Origin of the sequence: Chryseobacterium sp. YR221 (assembly GCF_900176315.1) — a bacterium.
GTDB lineage: Bacteria > Bacteroidota > Bacteroidia > Flavobacteriales > Weeksellaceae > Chryseobacterium > Chryseobacterium rhizosphaerae.
The window spans coordinates 124,094-139,406 of record NZ_FWXM01000006.1 but is presented as its reverse complement, the minus strand read 5'-3'; the positions used below and the strand labels follow the sequence as shown (position 1 = coordinate 139,406).

The 15,313-nt window shown below is 36.2% G+C and carries 12 protein-coding genes; 11 read left to right on the top strand and 1 reads right to left on the bottom strand.

Annotation, left to right across the window (positions count from 1 at the left end):
- Positions 1-107: 107 nt before the first annotated feature.
- From B8967_RS17730 to msrA, 7 genes are all read left to right on the top strand, one after another.
- On the top strand, positions 108-2,291 hold the full coding sequence (locus tag B8967_RS17730) for a TonB-dependent siderophore receptor (RefSeq protein ID WP_084086935.1): 2,184 nt from the start codon (positions 108-110) through the stop codon (positions 2,289-2,291).
- A gap of 38 nt (positions 2,292-2,329) precedes the next feature.
- The gene (locus tag B8967_RS17725; protein WP_084086934.1) at positions 2,330-4,489 is read left to right on the top strand and encodes a TonB-dependent siderophore receptor; all 2,160 of its coding nucleotides are present in this window, start codon (positions 2,330-2,332) and stop codon (positions 4,487-4,489) included.
- 41 nt (positions 4,490-4,530) lie between these two features.
- Positions 4,531-5,730 carry a PepSY-associated TM helix domain-containing protein gene (locus tag B8967_RS17720; protein ID WP_084086933.1) on the top strand — a complete coding sequence of 400 codons (1,200 nt, stop codon included), beginning with the start codon at positions 4,531-4,533 and terminating at the stop codon, positions 5,728-5,730.
- On the top strand, positions 5,730-7,844 hold the full coding sequence (locus B8967_RS17715) for a TonB-dependent receptor (protein ID WP_084087152.1): 2,115 nt from the start codon (positions 5,730-5,732) through the stop codon (positions 7,842-7,844). The genes B8967_RS17720 and B8967_RS17715 overlap by 1 nt, the downstream gene beginning before the upstream one ends.
- 51 nt (positions 7,845-7,895) lie before the next feature.
- Positions 7,896-9,107, top strand: a complete 1,212-nt coding sequence (locus B8967_RS17710) for a PepSY-associated TM helix domain-containing protein (protein WP_047489697.1) — start codon at positions 7,896-7,898, stop codon at positions 9,105-9,107.
- A 78-nt stretch (positions 9,108-9,185) separates the two neighbouring features.
- Complete coding sequence (locus B8967_RS17705) at positions 9,186-10,154, top strand: ROK family protein (protein ID WP_047489704.1); 969 nt, start codon at positions 9,186-9,188, stop codon at positions 10,152-10,154.
- A gap of 283 nt (positions 10,155-10,437) precedes the next feature.
- The gene (msrA, locus tag B8967_RS17700; protein WP_084086932.1) at positions 10,438-10,992 is read left to right on the top strand and encodes a peptide-methionine (S)-S-oxide reductase MsrA; all 555 of its coding nucleotides are present in this window, start codon (positions 10,438-10,440) and stop codon (positions 10,990-10,992) included.
- A 62-nt stretch (positions 10,993-11,054) separates the two neighbouring features.
- On the opposite strand, the gene B8967_RS17695 is transcribed toward msrA, so the two are convergent.
- Positions 11,055-11,894 carry a hypothetical protein gene (locus B8967_RS17695; RefSeq protein ID WP_084086931.1) on the bottom strand — a complete coding sequence of 280 codons (840 nt, stop codon included), beginning with the start codon at positions 11,892-11,894 and terminating at the stop codon, positions 11,055-11,057.
- Positions 11,895-12,274: 380 nt separating this feature from the next.
- Here B8967_RS17695 and B8967_RS22570 point away from each other — a divergent pair, with 380 nt between their 5' ends.
- The 4 genes from B8967_RS22570 to B8967_RS17675 all read left to right on the top strand — a co-directional run bounded on the left by B8967_RS22570 (position 12,275) and on the right by B8967_RS17675 (position 15,311).
- Positions 12,275-12,448: a hypothetical protein gene (locus B8967_RS22570; RefSeq protein WP_156126057.1), complete on the top strand. Its 174-nt coding sequence runs from the start codon at positions 12,275-12,277 to the stop codon at positions 12,446-12,448.
- A 61-nt stretch (positions 12,449-12,509) separates the two neighbouring features.
- Positions 12,510-14,171, top strand: coding sequence for a tetratricopeptide repeat-containing sensor histidine kinase (locus tag B8967_RS17685; RefSeq protein ID WP_052188632.1), 1,662 nt, complete (start codon positions 12,510-12,512; stop codon positions 14,169-14,171).
- Between the two features lie 14 nt (positions 14,172-14,185).
- A complete protein-coding gene (locus B8967_RS17680; RefSeq protein ID WP_047489711.1) occupies positions 14,186-14,851 on the top strand; it encodes a response regulator in 666 nt (221 codons plus the stop codon).
- Between the two features lie 127 nt (positions 14,852-14,978).
- Positions 14,979-15,311 (top strand): YegP family protein, encoded by a 333-nt coding sequence (locus tag B8967_RS17675; RefSeq protein WP_047489715.1) that lies wholly within the window; start codon positions 14,979-14,981, stop codon positions 15,309-15,311.
- The last annotated feature ends 2 nt before the right edge of the window (positions 15,312-15,313 follow it).

Here is a 15,313-nt window from a genome sequence, read left to right as displayed (position 1 = left end):
TGGAGCGGATTTTTTTTATGTGGATATCATAATTTTATGACAAATATCAATCATTTAATTTATTTAGAACAGTTAAAAATAATATATTTGCAAAAAATTTGACTTTCATGAAAAATGTACTGATCTGTGCTTCTATGCTAGGCTCAATGCTGGCTTTTTCTCAGAAAAAGGACTCTGCTGCCACCAAAAGCATTGATGAAGTTATCATCAACACGTATGTGAAAAAAGATAGTGAATATTCAAACAAAATGCCTTTAAAAGCTATTGAAAACCCACAAGTCTATTCTAGTGTTGATAAAATCATTTTAGAAAATCAAGGAATTTATACCGTAGATGATGCCTTCAAAAATATTACAGGTTTACAAACGATGTGGACATCTAACGGAAGAGCGGGCGATGGTGGGGCTTATGTAAGTTTAAGAGGTTTTGTATCTGCCAACTCTTTAAGAAATGGTGTTTTAGGAGCAGTAACCGGAACTATAGATGCCATTAATTTAGAAAAAATTGAAGTCTTAAAAGGCCCTTCTGGAACATTATTCGGAAGCTTACTGACCAGTTACGGAGGAGTAATCAATAGGGTTACCAAAAAGCCTTATGAAACTTTCGGAGGAAACATTAATTTATCCGGAGGAAGTTATGACACTTATAGAGCTGCAGTAGACATTAATACGCCTCTTACACAAGATAAAAAACTATTGTTCCGGTTAAATTCTGCATATACCAATGAAGGAACATTCCAGACAGAGGGTTTCAGAAGAAACTTAGCAATAGCTCCCAGCTTAAGCTATAAACCAACAGATCGTCTAAGTATCAATCTGGATATGGAACTCTTTCAGATGAAAAATATGAGTGACCAGACCTTTTTCTTCTACTCAGGGGATTATCTAAAAAAGGTTAGCAATATTAAAGATCTTAATCTTGACTACAAAAATTCATACTTAGGAAAAGACCTTACCAATACCGGAAGAAGCATCAATTTCTTCGGACAGGTTAATTATAAAATATCAAATTCCATTACCTCTACTACTAATTTCAGTTCATCTTCCAGTTATTCTAACGGATTTATGCCCTATTTATATTTTATGGGAACAGATCCAAATATGATGTATAGAAGTGACCAATCAACAAGAGACAGTAGAAAAAGATCAATTAATTTCCAACAAAACTTCAACGGCGATTTCCGTATCGGAAACCTAAGAAACAGAGTGGTGGTTGGTTTTGATTATTTAAGGGTGAATAACAATCAAAATTTCTACGATATCAACGGTTTCGACAAAGGACCAGACGGAACATCCGTTCCTGTTCCTTTGCATCAGCCTGGTTTTAATTATACCAATTTTAACGGTTCTACACTGCAGGAAAAATATAATGCTATAACAGGAAATGAAACGCCTTATATCATAAAAGGAATACAGGAAAACTACGCTGTTTATATTTCCAATGTTCTTAATATCACAAATAATCTTAATGTTTTAATGGCATTACGAGTTGATAGTTTCAACAATCATCCAGGGATTATAGGATCTGCAAATTCAAAAGAAACTGAGCAATTTAAACAGACATTCTTTTCTCCTAAACTGGGAATTGTATATGAAGTAATTAAAGATAAAGTTTCCCTTTTTGGAAACTATCAGAATAGTTTTAAAAACCTGACTTTTTACACAGATGCAAACAAAGTCATAAGAACTCCAGATCCAGAACAAGCCAATCAAGTAGAAGGAGGAATCAAAACCAACCTTTTTAATGGAAAAGTATCTTCTACTTTCAGCTATTACAACATCAAAGTAAAAGATGTTCTTAGAAATATACCTTCTGAAGGGAATGCCAATGCACAAATACAGGACGGTACTATTGTAAGCAGAGGGGTGGAGCTTGAGATCAATGCTTACCTGGTAAAAGGTTTTACAGCCATAGCTGGATTTAGCTATAATGATTCAAAATATACGAAAGCTGATGAATCTGTTTTAGATTTAAGACCTAATACTTCCGGCTCTCCTTATTTGGCTAATTTATATGCTAGCTACCAATTCCTTGATGGAAAACTTAAAGGCCTAGGTTTTGGTGTAGGCGGAAATTATGCGAGTGAAAATAAGATTTACAATGCAAAAGACGGTGTATTCTCATTACCTTCTTATGTTGTTTTGAATGCCAACGCATATTACGATGCTAAAAAATTCAGAATAGGAGTGAAAGTAGACAACTTTACCAACCAACATTACTGGATTGGATATACAACAGCAAATCCACAAAGACTAATCAATGCAGTAGGAACTGTTACTTATAAATTCTAATTCATAATTATTTTTCAAAGCACTGAGCTTTATCAACAATGAAAAAATTAACTATAGGAGCCGCTCTGTTAACAACAATATTAACTTTCGCGCAGGAAAAAAAAGACACCATCAAATCCAATGATATTGAAGAAGTAGTTGTTAACGGAAGATATTATCAGAAATACAAACTCAACGAGGTTTCTGGTTCATTGAGAATCCAGACTCCGATCCTTGAGCTTCCACAGAATGTACAATCGATAAGCTCACAGGTTCTTGCCGATCAGCTTACATTAAATATGTCTGAGGGCATTGTTCGTAATGTGAGTGGTGCAAGAAAAGTAGAACACTGGGATAATGTGTATTCCAATGTTTTTATGAGAGGAGCAAGTATTTCCACTTTTATGAACGGAATGAACGTTTCTTCTACATGGGGACCTATTAACCCTGATGCCTCTATTATTGACAGAATAGAGTTTGTAAAAGGACCTGCCGGATTTATGGGTTCTATGGGAGATCCTGCCGGATTTTATAATGTGGTAACCAAAAAACCAACCGGGAAATTTGCCAATAGTGTACGTTTCACTACCGGAAGTTATAACCTTTTCAGAGGTGAAGCAGATCTGGATGGAGTTCTTGTAAAAGACGGTGTTTTAGATTACCGTATCAATTTAATGGGAAGTTCTAACAATTCGTGGGTTGAAAATGATAAAACAAGCAAAATTATTGTTGCTCCGTCTATTACTTTCAGACCAACAAAGAGCACTACATTTACTGCACAGTACAATTATCAGTATTTAAAATTCAATCAGCCGGGAGCTTATCTGATGTCTAATGACGGATATGCCTCACTGAATGTACACACCAATTTTAATGATCCTAACTTCAAGAAGACTGAAGTAAAAGATCAGAGTTTATTCTTAAGTTTAGATCAAAAGCTTTTCAAAGACTGGGTTTGGAGTACACAATATGCTTACATGGATCTTACATATGACGGAGGTTCATGGTGGGGAACTTTTGATCCGAATAATAAAAATGTATTAAACAGAACATTAAGCAACTGGCAAGCTAAAGGAAAAAATCACATTTTCCAGACCTATGTAAGAGGAACTCTTAATACTGGGAATATTGTTCATAAAATCATTGCAGGGTTTGATTATGGTGACAGAAAATACAAGGCAGACTTTTCATCTTTTGCAGGTGGACCATTCCCGATTGATATTTATAATGTTCAGTATGGTGTAGATCCTTCAAAACTTCCTTCTTCTGACTTTTACACATTAAACCCATCTGCTCCTTTTTATGATGATGAAGGCGTAAAATATACTTCATATTATGCTCAGGATCAAATTGAAATGTTTAACAATAAGCTAAGAATAACATTAGCAGGAAGATATACAAGTGGTACCACTTATGCCGGATATCCATATTATTCTCCGGAAAATATTGTTCCAAGAAATCAAGCAGGAGAATTCACACCGAGAGTCGGAATTAGCTATTCTATCCTAAGCGATTTCTCTGCGTATGGAATCTATGATAAAACTTTTGTTCCACAATCTGCAGTAGGAATCAATAATACTCAGATCACAGATCCTTTCAGAGGACAAAATATTGAGTTCGGATTGAAAAAAGACTGGTTCGGTGGAAAATGGAACTCTACTTTTGCCGTTTACGAAATCAGAAGACAAAATATTCTTGTTGCAGGACCTAAAGAACAAAATGGAGGAAATCCTTTCCAGGTTGCTACAGGTGAACAAAGAGCAAGAGGTTTTGAAACAGATATCAAAGGAGAAATCATCAAAGGGTTGAACATTGTTATCAACTATGCTTATACTGATGCAAAAACCATCAAAGACACAGATCCTACAAGAATTGGAATTCAGTCTCCGGGAAATGCGAAAAATGTACAAAATACTTGGGTAAGCTACAGGTTTGAAAATGGCCTTATGAAAGGATTCGGAATTTCAGCTGGTTATCAGTATCAGGGAGGAAGACAATCCTGGTTTGGGGTAGGTGCAACAAAAGATCAAAGCCTTCCGGATTATTTTGATACCAACTTCGGGGTTTCGTATGTTGCCAAAAAATTCGATGTCAATCTAATATTGAATAATGTCCTTAACAAAAAACTTTACAGTGGATACAGAGGAGATGCCGGCGAATATGCTTGGATCTACAATGCTCCTCGTAACTGGAGATTATCAATAGGATATAAATTTTAAAAAAATTAAAGGTTAGCCCCTCACGGGGTTAACTTTTTGCTATGAGAAAAAAGCATCACAATAAAAAGAAAGCTTCTTCAAAAAAATGGTCCGCAAAACTACATTTGTGGTTTGGCTTGTCCGTTGGTATCATTGTATTCATAGTCTCTCTTTCGGGGACTTTATATGTTTTTAAGGACGAAATACACAATAGCTTACGCAAAGAAGCCATTGATCTCAAAAAAGAGGATATCGGAAAAAAGCCATTGCCTATTACTCTGCTTCGTGAAAAAGTATCGCTGGAGCTTAATGAAAAGTATCCTATCAGTGCTGTAGAAATTCCTTTGGATAAAACCAAGTCCTATCAGTTTGAATACTATGAAAAAAGTAAGAAAGGATGGAACTATTTTCAGCAGGTACTCATCAACAAGCAGGTCTATGTGAATCAGTATACCGGAGAAATCCTTGCCGTCTACAATGAAAAATATGATGTATTCAGTATCTTGAAGTATATCCACTGGGGACTTTTGCTGAATTCAGAATGGGGACCGTACACCGTAGGAATCCCAACTGTTCTTTTTATTATTATGCTGATCACTGGAATCATTTTATGGTGGCCAAAAAATAAAAATGCCAGAAAAGGGCGTTTTTGGTTCAATTGGGAAAATGTAAAAAATTGGAAACGTAAAAACTATGACCTCCATAATATCCTGGGATTCTATGCATCATTTATCGCACTTTTATTAAGCGTTACAGGACTTTATTTTGCATATCCCTATGTAAAAAACACGTTTACGTTTGCATTATCCGGTTCCTGGGAACTTCCTAAGGAAAAAGAAAGAAAATCTCCGGACTCTCTGATGGCGAAGAATGAAGCTATTTTTGATCTGGCTGCAGCTCAGACAGAAAAATTATATGCAAAATCATCCAGCTTCAGAATTAATCTAAACGGAAAAAATAAAAAAGGAAAAGAACTGAAAAATCTTCCGGTAACCGTATACGGACTTGACGGAAGATACAGTGAAAGAAATATCCTGACATTTGACAAATATTCAGGAAAACTACTAGCCAACAAACCTCATCACAAACTCAATACCGCCGAGAAATATTCTAACGCCAATTATGATATCCATACCGGATCTTATTTCGGGATCATTGGAAAAATCATTTGGTTTATCGCGGGTCTCATCTGTACATCACTTCCTGTAACCGGATTTCTGGTCTGGTGGGGGAAAAGAAAGAAAAAAGGAAAAAAAATATAATGAAAAAAATGCTTTTATCAGCTGCCTGCTTAGGAACGACAACCGTTTTTGCTCAGGTTAAAGATAGTTTACAGACCAAGAATGTGGATGAGGTCGTAATGACCGCTTCAAGGAAGAAGGAGAACATTAAAGAAGTTCCCAGCTCTATCACTGTTGTTGCAGAAAAGCAGATACAGTCTCAGCTGACCGTCAATTCAGATATCACAAGTATCCTTCAGTATACCGTTCCAAGTTTAGGAACGAATTCCGGTCAGACTTCCAACACAGGTCAGACCTTAAGAGGGCGTCAGGTATTGGTATTAATCGACGGGATTCCACAGTCTACTCCACTTCGGAACGGGGCAAGGGATTTAAGAGTAATTGATCCTTCAGCTATTGAAAGAATTGAAGTGATAAAAGGGGCATCCTCCATTTATGGGAACGGTGCAGACGGTGGTATAATCAACTATATTACGAAAAGAAGTAAAACTGATAAGAAGATTTCCGGGATTTCTCAGATTGGTATTACAGAGCAGTCTTATGGAGGAACGTTAGGCGTAAGAGCCAGCCAGCTTTTAACCGGAAAGGTCAGTAAATTTGACTATACCTTATCACTGGCCTATGAAAGAACGGGTTATATGAAAGATGGAGACGGTGTCATGCTAAGCCCAACTTACAGTACCGCAAAAATGGACAACTATAACGGAATGCTGAAGCTAGGTTATGATATCAATGACAATCAGAGAATTGAAGCATCCTATATTGGCTATTCATCAAGATCAAATCTTAATTTAGGATTAAAGACAGGTGTTTACGGAATTGAACCTACTATTGGACAAGGAGAAGGGAAAAGCCTGGAAACAACACCTCAGGGGACACCAAAGAACCACAATATCAGACTAAGTTATGATAACAAAAACTTATTTGCCGGAACAGCCTTAAATATTAATCTTTATTACCAGGATTTTAAAACAGTTTACGGATATAGCGATACGTTTTTTAATGGAGGGCAATCCAATGTTATTTCCAAAAAAGCAGGAGCCAGATTTAATTTTGATACACAGCTTTGGAATACTCAAAATTCTCAGGGAGAAATTATCTATGGAGCTGATATTTTAAATGATCAAACGGTACAAAAACTGGAAGACGGACGCTTCTGGACTCCCAATATGAGTATGACCAATATTGCGCCTTTCCTGTTGGTAAAAATTGATCTGCTTAAAAAGCTAACCATTAAAGGAGGGCTTCGCTATGAAAACATCAAGGTCAATGTAGATGATTTCAACACCCTTTCTGTTATTAAAAACGATGGAACATTTACCAAAAGTATTCCTGTAAACGGAGGAAAACTAAGCTATAATGCCTTAGTGGGAAATATAGGTCTCCGCTATAATATTGAACCTTATATCAATCTTTTCGGAAGCTTTTCACAGGCCTACTCTATCAATGAGCTGGGAAGAATTCTAAGAACCTCAACTTCTGAGACGATTCAAAACCTTGAAACAAAACCCATCATTGTTAATAATTACGAACTGGGAGCAACAGGACAGCTTTCCAGCTGGCTTAACTATGAGCTGACTTCCTACGTAAGTACATCAAAACTGGGAGCAACCTTTGTACAGAGTGCAGACAGAGCTTTAACCATAAAAAGAGCTCCTGAAGTAATTTATGGAGTGGAAGGATTTCTGCATTTTACACCTGTCAAATGGCTTCAGTTCGGAGGAAGCTATAGCTGGATGGAAGGTATTACTTCTCCGGATGACAATGGAGATTATTCTGCAAAAATCAACAACAGCAGAATTTCAGCACCTAAAGTACTGGCTTATGCTCAGGTAAAGCCTATCCAGACATTATCTGTCGGAGTAGATATGCTTCATTCATTCAGACAGAACAGATTTGATCCTAATGCAACAACAGGTTTATATGCTTATGGGGAAGGATATGTTCCGGACTACACTGTTTTTAACCTAAAAGCAAGCTACGAGGTAAACAACAACTGGAAGGTATCTTTAGGGGTTGAAAATATTCTCAACAGAGTTTACCAGCCGTCAATTGCCTGGTGGGCTGCCAGAGACAGTGATTTCACCAACTCTCTGGGAGCAAGGGGAACTTTCATGATTGAATATAAATTTTAATTAAACTAAATAAAACTAAAACTTATCTTTGCGTTAGTTTTCAATTACGATATGAATAAAAAGCATCATCATAAAAAAAAACCGGGATTCTTTAAAAAATGGTCTGCAAAACTGCACCTGTGGTTCGGGCTGGGAATAGGATTTCTGATTTTTATTATCTCCATTACAGGGGCATTGTATGTCTTTAAAGATGAAGTAGAAAACTTTACCCGTAAAGATGTCATTTACCATCAGGAACAAAATATTGAGCAGAAGCAGGTTCTTCCCATTAGAATAATGGAAAAATCCGTTGCAGAGCAGGTAAAAGAAAAATATCCTGTCCACTGGGTCAATATTCCTATCGACAAAAAACTGTCGTATGTCTTCTACTGGTATGAACACAATACGGACGCCTGGAATTATTTTGATGAATTTCCTGTCTATAAAGCCGCCTATGTCAATCCCTATACCGGAAAAGTGCTGAGGGTGTATGACGAGAAAAACGGCTTTTTCAATATTGTAAAAATGATTCACTGGAGCTACCTTTTAAAACAGGACTGGGGAACTTATGTAGTAGGAATACCGGTAATCATTTTCATCATTATGCTGATCAGCGGGATTATTCTGTGGTGGCCCAAAAACAAAGCAGCAAGAAAACAACGTTTTGCATTCAAGTGGAAGAATATCAAGAGCTGGAAAAGAAAGAACTATGACCTTCATAATGTCTTAGGATTTTATGCTTCCATCTTTGCTTTAATTTTCTCTATAACCGGATTGTTTTATGCCTTCTTTGTGGTTCAGGCTATGATCTATGTACTATTCTCCGGGGGAGAAACCAAATACCCGGATTTTTCACACATCAAGACAAAGGCTCCCATTGAACTCAGAACGGAAGGAACTCTGGATAAAATCATCAATACAGTGAAACAGAAATATCCGGATTCTTATGGATTTGCGATAGATCTTGGCCACGAACATATGGATGACCACGAGCATCCTAACTTTGAAGTCTATGTAAAACACCTTAGCTATTCTTATCACAAAAGCAGCAGCCTGATCTTCGATGAAAACTCAGGAGAATTGCTTCATACCCATGATCAGAAAGACAAAAATTTCGGTGAAAAGGTAGTGGGATCCAATTATGATATCCACGTGGGATCCATTTTAGGGCTTCCTACCAAGATTATTGCCTTTATTGTCAGTCTTATCTGTGCATCACTTCCGGTAACAGGATTTATGATCTGGTGGGGACGGAAAAAGAAAAAACCGTTAAAAACAGCCTAAAATTTTAAATAAAATGCAGTTCTTAATCCATTAATACAATCTTTTTTATAATTTTAGCCCCTAGAATTTAATAATAGAATGTCATTAATAGATTTATCAAAACAAGTTGCTCTGGGAGTTGATATTGGCGGAACCAATACCAAATTTGGAATAGTCAATCATCGTGGAGAAGTTCTGGACAAAGGAAACCTTAGAACCGATGCCTATGACAGAGTGGAAGATTTTATCGATGCTTTATATGAACACGTTTATCCTTTAATGGAAAAACATGGTACTGAAAAAAATTTCGACGGAATCGGAGTAGGTGCACCCAATGCAAACTATTACAAAGGAACTATAGAACTGGCTCCTAACCTGCCCTGGAAAGGTGTCATTCCTTTTGCAGAGCTGATGACGGCTAAGTTTAATTTGCCTTGTACTGTGACCAATGATGCAAATGCAGCAGCTTTAGGGGAAATGCTTTTCGGAGCAGCAAGGGGAATGAAAGACTTTATCATGATCACTCTGGGAACAGGAGTAGGAAGCGGAATCATTGCCAATGGAAGCCTGATCTATGGACATGATGGCTTTGCCGGAGAATTGGGCCACACCATTGTAAAACCGGGAGGAAGAAAACACTGGAGTACAGGTTCTGAAGGAAGTCTGGAAGCTTATGCCTCTGCAACAGGGATTACAATCACAGCAAAAAAGATGAGAGCAGAATTCGCAGAGTCTATGCTGAACCAATATCCTGAAGAGGAAATCAATTCTAAAACAGTGTATGAATGTGCATTAAAAGAAGACCCGATTGCTATTGAAGTTTTCAGATATACAGGACAAAAACTGGGTGAAGCATTAGCTAATTTTGTAATGTTTTCTTCACCACAGGCAATCCTTTTATTCGGAGGGGTCATCAAGGCAGGAGACTTTATCTTAAAGCCTGCAAAACTGCATATGGAAAGAAACCTTCTTCCAATCTTTAGAAATAAAGTAAAATTAGTATTCAGTGAGCTGGACGAAGCAGATGCAGCCATCCTGGGAGCAAGTGCTTTGGTTTGGGAAAAATAACTGAAAGCTATTTAAATAATATCAAGCATCCTTTTTAGGGTGCTTTTTCTTTTTTAGAAAATATAGATGACGCTGATTCCCACAGATGATTGAGGTTTATTTTTTATGATACTCGTTGGGATCAATTGGGATTTAAAATCATTTGCCATATCTATCATTGTAATTTGAGTTTAGGACGCTAAATGATGCTCAAATGAAAAACTTTTTCATAATTTTGATTTGTCTTTTTAACGCCCTTCATGGGTAAAGAAAAGAATATGTAAACGATATAATTACCCTAACAATGGATAAAAATAATTTAGAACAGATCATCTTTGGTGGCGGATGTTTCTGGTGTGTAGAAAGCTGCTTCAATATGCTGAAGGGTGTTGAATCTGCTATTTCAGGATACTCCGGTGGACACAAGGAAAACCCGACTTATGAAGAAGTATGTACCGGAACAACTGATCATGCCGAAGTAGTACAGATCACTTACGACCCTGCTATTATTTCTTATGAACAACTGATGGATGTATTCTTTTTCCTTCACGACCCTACCCAACTGAACCGTCAGGGAAATGACATCGGAACGCAATACCGTTCAGTAATCTTCTATAAGGATGATGCTGAAAAACAGAATGCTGAAAAAGCATTAAAGACCTCTGAAGAATCAGGAAGATGGTCAGGAACCTATGTGACTGAATTGGCTCCATTCGAAAAATTCTGGCCGGCAGAACAATACCACCAGGGATATTACAATGTCAACCCTAATCAGCCTTACTGCAGTGCTGTAGTAGGTCCTAAAATACAGAAATTTAAAAAGCATTTCGGCGAATTGGGAATGCTGAATATCGAGTAAATAAAACAGAGCGGAGAGAAATCTTCGCTTTTTTTTTTGATAAAATAAAACGCCTGTAAAAGCTATTCCTGTACTTCTATAGAATCTTTATGCTCACCTGCATATTTATAGATGATGAAGGGGGTAGATTTTCTCAACTCTCTCCCGTTATCAGGATCTATACCATCCTCAGTAAAAAACTCAACTTCATTATTGTATTTAGAATACCAGGTTTTCCCTAGCGCATTAAATTCCGTCAGCGTATCCTTTCTGGTGATTTTTTTAAAGTACTGGAATTTATGTTCATTCATCGCCACGATATCAAGCCCTGGCCTGATATAGCTGCTGTCTGTACCCATATACCTTTCCCCATCCCAATACATATACTTTTTCTCGATACCCGGTTTTACAGGGCTTATAAATGAAAGCCCCACGGTCTTATTATTGGAAAAAACAACATTTCCCGTAACCAGGCATAGCAGTAAAGCAATCTCCATAATCCCCAACCCATTCTGTTTGATATACTCAGGCACTTTAAAATGCTGTTCATTGGTAATATTAATGACCAACTTAGAAATTTGTTCTGATATAGATTCTTCATCTTCATCCACCTTAATCTTGATCATGGTTTTATTAGTCTTTTCATCTTCTTTCGTGAAAGTCCGGGAGAAGTCTACAAAATCCTTATATCCAAGGTATTGACTTAGCTTATCAAGCTTAAAGGGTTCTATGTTTATCTTATCCTTAATTTCTGCCACATAGGCATCATAATACCTTACAAGAGTTTTATCTGTAATAGCAAAATACAGAGTTTCCTCCAGGTGTACGCTTAAAAAAAGAGCTATTCCACTTTTCTTTTCCTTCCCCGAATCCTCCTCTCCCTGCTTGAATACCTCATGAATTAGTAGTTTTATTTTGGACATATATAGTTTTTATCAGTCTTTACAAAATAGGTGATTTCCTCTCGTCCCACATTACGGATTTCCGTAACCCCTTCCTGTCCATTTCCTGTCTATCGATGTCTGTGTTTTGTCTAACACCTGCTCCTCTTCTTGTCGCATCTTTGCTTCAGAAAATCAGTGATAAACAAAACATTACAAAAACAAATTTACAAAACTGATTTCAAAATCACCAGATAAAACGGAGGAAAACTCCGGGTTGGGAAGCAGATGTTTCTCCTCCGTTTTTGAAGGTTCACTTCCCAAAAAATTAAGAAGCGCTTCGAAATTTTAAACGTGTACAGCCTGAGATACATACATCTCAGGAGGAAGAAAACAATTTCAACTTCAAAAATTTTACGGAAATGATCCAGATTATATTAATGCTATTCGGTTTAGCATTCCCAAATAATAACGCAAATACAGTAACTAGTGATAACAACCAGCCCCCGGTAACAATAGTTAACCAAAGTGAACCTTTATATCCGGATGGGCCCATCGGAGGAAACTCAGGACAAACCCCACCTCCAAATCCATAATAATAAAAGAGCAGATTGCATAAATCTGCTCTTTTTCTTACTTTGCAAGAAAAACAAAGCCATGAGAACATCATTATGTATAGTATTACTGATGCTCTTATTTTCTTGTAAAAAGGAAAATAAAATAAAACATAATCCAATCAGCAATTTTTATATAAAAGCCAAGATTTGTCTGGATTCAAAAATTGCAGATTCTGCCTTTCATTACTTTAACCTTGCAAAAGAAGAATATCTCACTAGAAATGATTCTTTAGGTGCAGGAAAATCATTAGTCAATATGGCTATTATACAGTCAGATAAAGGAGATTTTTATGGAGGAATTGAAACATCCTTAGAAGCAAATAAATTTCTTAAAAGAGAAGAAAATGACACTGTCAGAACAACACTTGCTTCAAGCTTCAATAATATGGCAATCTCATCCAGTCAATTAGCCAATTTTGATAATGCGCTTGTTTACTTCTCAAAAGCATTAAAATACACAAGTAATGATGAAAACAAATATGTGTATTACAATAATATTGGGGATATACTAATATTTCAAAAAAAATTTAAACAGGCTCAGCAATATCTTGAAAAAGCTATGCTTGTGAAGGATAGTAATAATTATTCCAGAGCCTTAAATAACCTTGCAATAGCAAAATACTATAGCAATACCAATTATAATCCATTACAAGAATTTTATCATGCTTTGAAAATAAGAGAAAATAGAAATGATCGTTGGGGGCAAAATTCTAGCTTTGCTACATTATCAGATTATTTTTCAGAAAAAGATTCTGAAAAATCACTTTTTTTCGCAAATAAAATGCTTAAAATGGCAAATGCTATTCATAGTACAAATGATCAATTACAAGCATTGAAAAGAATTATTTATTTAGATCCTAAAAATTATTCTACCAATTTTAAAAAATTCTATATTCTTAACGACAGTATTCAAACAACAAGAAACAAAGCTAAAAATCAATTCGCGGTTATAAGATATGATGTAGAAAAGAATAAAGCTGAAAATCAAAAACTAAAAATCAAGCAAGCTGAAAAAGAGGTTCAGCTTCTCTATCGAAATATTGGCATAGGTGCTTTGTCTCTATCTTTAATTGGGGGTCTATTTTGGTACAGAAGAAGGAGGAAAAGGCTTCAGCAGGAGAAAGAACTTGAGGTCAAAAATACACAGCTAAAAATGTCTAAAAAAGTTCATGATGTGGTAGCCAATGGGATCTACCAGGTGATGACAAAAATTGAAAACCAGGAAGTTTTCGACAAAGAGGAAGCACTGGACGAACTGGAATTCGTGTATGAAAAATCCAGGGATATATCTTATGACAAAACTGACACTCATGAAACCCTGGAATTTGATCAAAAAATATCATCCCTTATTGGCTCCTTTAACAATGATGAAGTAAAAACATATCTTGCCGGTAATGATAAGAATATATGGACAGGGCTGAACGATTCCTCTAAAAATGAAGTCTACCAAATCATACGTGAACTCCTTGTCAATATGAAAAAACACAGCAGGGCAAGCAGAGTGGTTTTTAAATTTGAGCGAATTAACAACAAAATCCAAATTCAGTATACAGACAATGGAATAGGAATATCCGAAGGCTTAGTCCGTAAAAATGGACTTACAAATACGGATTCCCGTATTGAAACCATCCATGGAGAAATTATTTTTGACACTAAAACCGAAAAAGGATTGAAAATTAGTATTTCGTTTCCTGTTTCTTAAAAAATCTAAAAAGAATGTTCAAAAAAATTTTAATTGCCGAAGACCACGAAAGTATTAACCTCTCTGTACAAAAAACATTAGAAGAGCTCAACATCCCGAATGTTGACTATGTATATTACTGTGATGATGCCTTAGCTAAAATTCAAAAGGCTATCCGTGAAAACAACCCTTACGATTTATTAATTACCGATCTTTATTATGAAGAGGATCATCACCTCCAGAAAATCAAAGACGGAAAAGAACTGATCCTGAAAATTAAAGAAATACAGCCTTCCCTAAAGGTAATTGTATTCTCTGCAGAGCACAAATCCGGGGTAATTGACTCTCTCTTCAATGAGTGTAAAGTCAACGGATATGTCCGGAAAGCCAGAAATGACTCTAAAGAACTCAAAAAATCGATTGCTTCCGTCTACATTAATGAGAACTATTTATCTCTTGATCTGAAACAGGATATAAAAAAGCTCAACAGCTATGAGTTTTCTGCTTATGACATTACTCTGGTCACCTTACTTTCAAAAGGAGTCCTGCAGAAAAACATTCCTAATTATCTACAGGAAAATGACATAAAACCTTACAGTTTAAGCAGTGTAGAGAAGAAATTAAATGGTCTGAAAGAAGATCTTGAAGTCACCAGCAATGAGCACCTTGTGGCTTTTTGTAAGGACATCGGAATTATTTAATAACCATATCAATTCAGTCCCTTTTAATAAAAACCTTTCAATTTTGAGAGGTTTTTTGTTTTACGGATTCCCGTAAGGATTGAAAACTAAAGGGTTATATTTTTGGAGTATTAAACAGAATATAATTATGGGAACGTTTATCATCTCGAAAAGAAAAAATAATGAATATCAATTCAATCTGAAAGCCGGAAACGGAGAAATTATTTTAACCAGTGAAGGATATGTCCAGAAAGCATCATGTCATAAAGGAATAGAGTCTGTTAAAATTAACTCTCAGGAAGATTCCAGGTATGACAGGCGAATAGCTGTAAATACTAAAGATTACTTCGTTCTTAAAGCCCGGAATGGAGAAATTATCGGCAAGAGCCAATTTTACAGTTCAAAACTTGCAATGGAAAATGGGATTGCTTCTGTAAAAAATAATGCTCCTGAAGCTGAAATTATTGACGAAACTATCTAAAA

What these genes read in the sequence shown, in the direction of transcription:
- B8967_RS17705 (WP_047489704.1), top strand. Translation starts at nt 9,186, where the DNA reads ATGTCATTAATAGATTTATCAAAACAAGTTGCTCTGGGAGTTGATATT.
- B8967_RS17715 (WP_084087152.1), top strand. Translation starts at nt 5,730, where the DNA reads ATGAAAAAAATGCTTTTATCAGCTGCCTGCTTAGGAACGACAACCGTT.
- B8967_RS22570 (WP_156126057.1), top strand. Translation starts at nt 12,275, where the DNA reads ATGATCCAGATTATATTAATGCTATTCGGTTTAGCATTCCCAAATAAT.
- B8967_RS17695 (WP_084086931.1), bottom strand. Translation starts at nt 11,894, where the DNA reads ATGTCCAAAATAAAACTACTAATTCATGAGGTATTCAAGCAGGGAGAG.
- B8967_RS17685 (WP_052188632.1), top strand. Translation starts at nt 12,510, where the DNA reads ATGAGAACATCATTATGTATAGTATTACTGATGCTCTTATTTTCTTGT.
- B8967_RS17675 (WP_047489715.1), top strand. Translation starts at nt 14,979, where the DNA reads ATGGGAACGTTTATCATCTCGAAAAGAAAAAATAATGAATATCAATTC.
- msrA (WP_084086932.1), top strand. Translation starts at nt 10,438, where the DNA reads ATGGATAAAAATAATTTAGAACAGATCATCTTTGGTGGCGGATGTTTC.
- B8967_RS17730 (WP_084086935.1), top strand. Translation starts at nt 108, where the DNA reads ATGAAAAATGTACTGATCTGTGCTTCTATGCTAGGCTCAATGCTGGCT.
- B8967_RS17710 (WP_047489697.1), top strand. Translation starts at nt 7,896, where the DNA reads ATGAATAAAAAGCATCATCATAAAAAAAAACCGGGATTCTTTAAAAAA.
- B8967_RS17720 (WP_084086933.1), top strand. Translation starts at nt 4,531, where the DNA reads ATGAGAAAAAAGCATCACAATAAAAAGAAAGCTTCTTCAAAAAAATGG.
- B8967_RS17725 (WP_084086934.1), top strand. Translation starts at nt 2,330, where the DNA reads ATGAAAAAATTAACTATAGGAGCCGCTCTGTTAACAACAATATTAACT.
- B8967_RS17680 (WP_047489711.1), top strand. Translation starts at nt 14,186, where the DNA reads ATGTTCAAAAAAATTTTAATTGCCGAAGACCACGAAAGTATTAACCTC.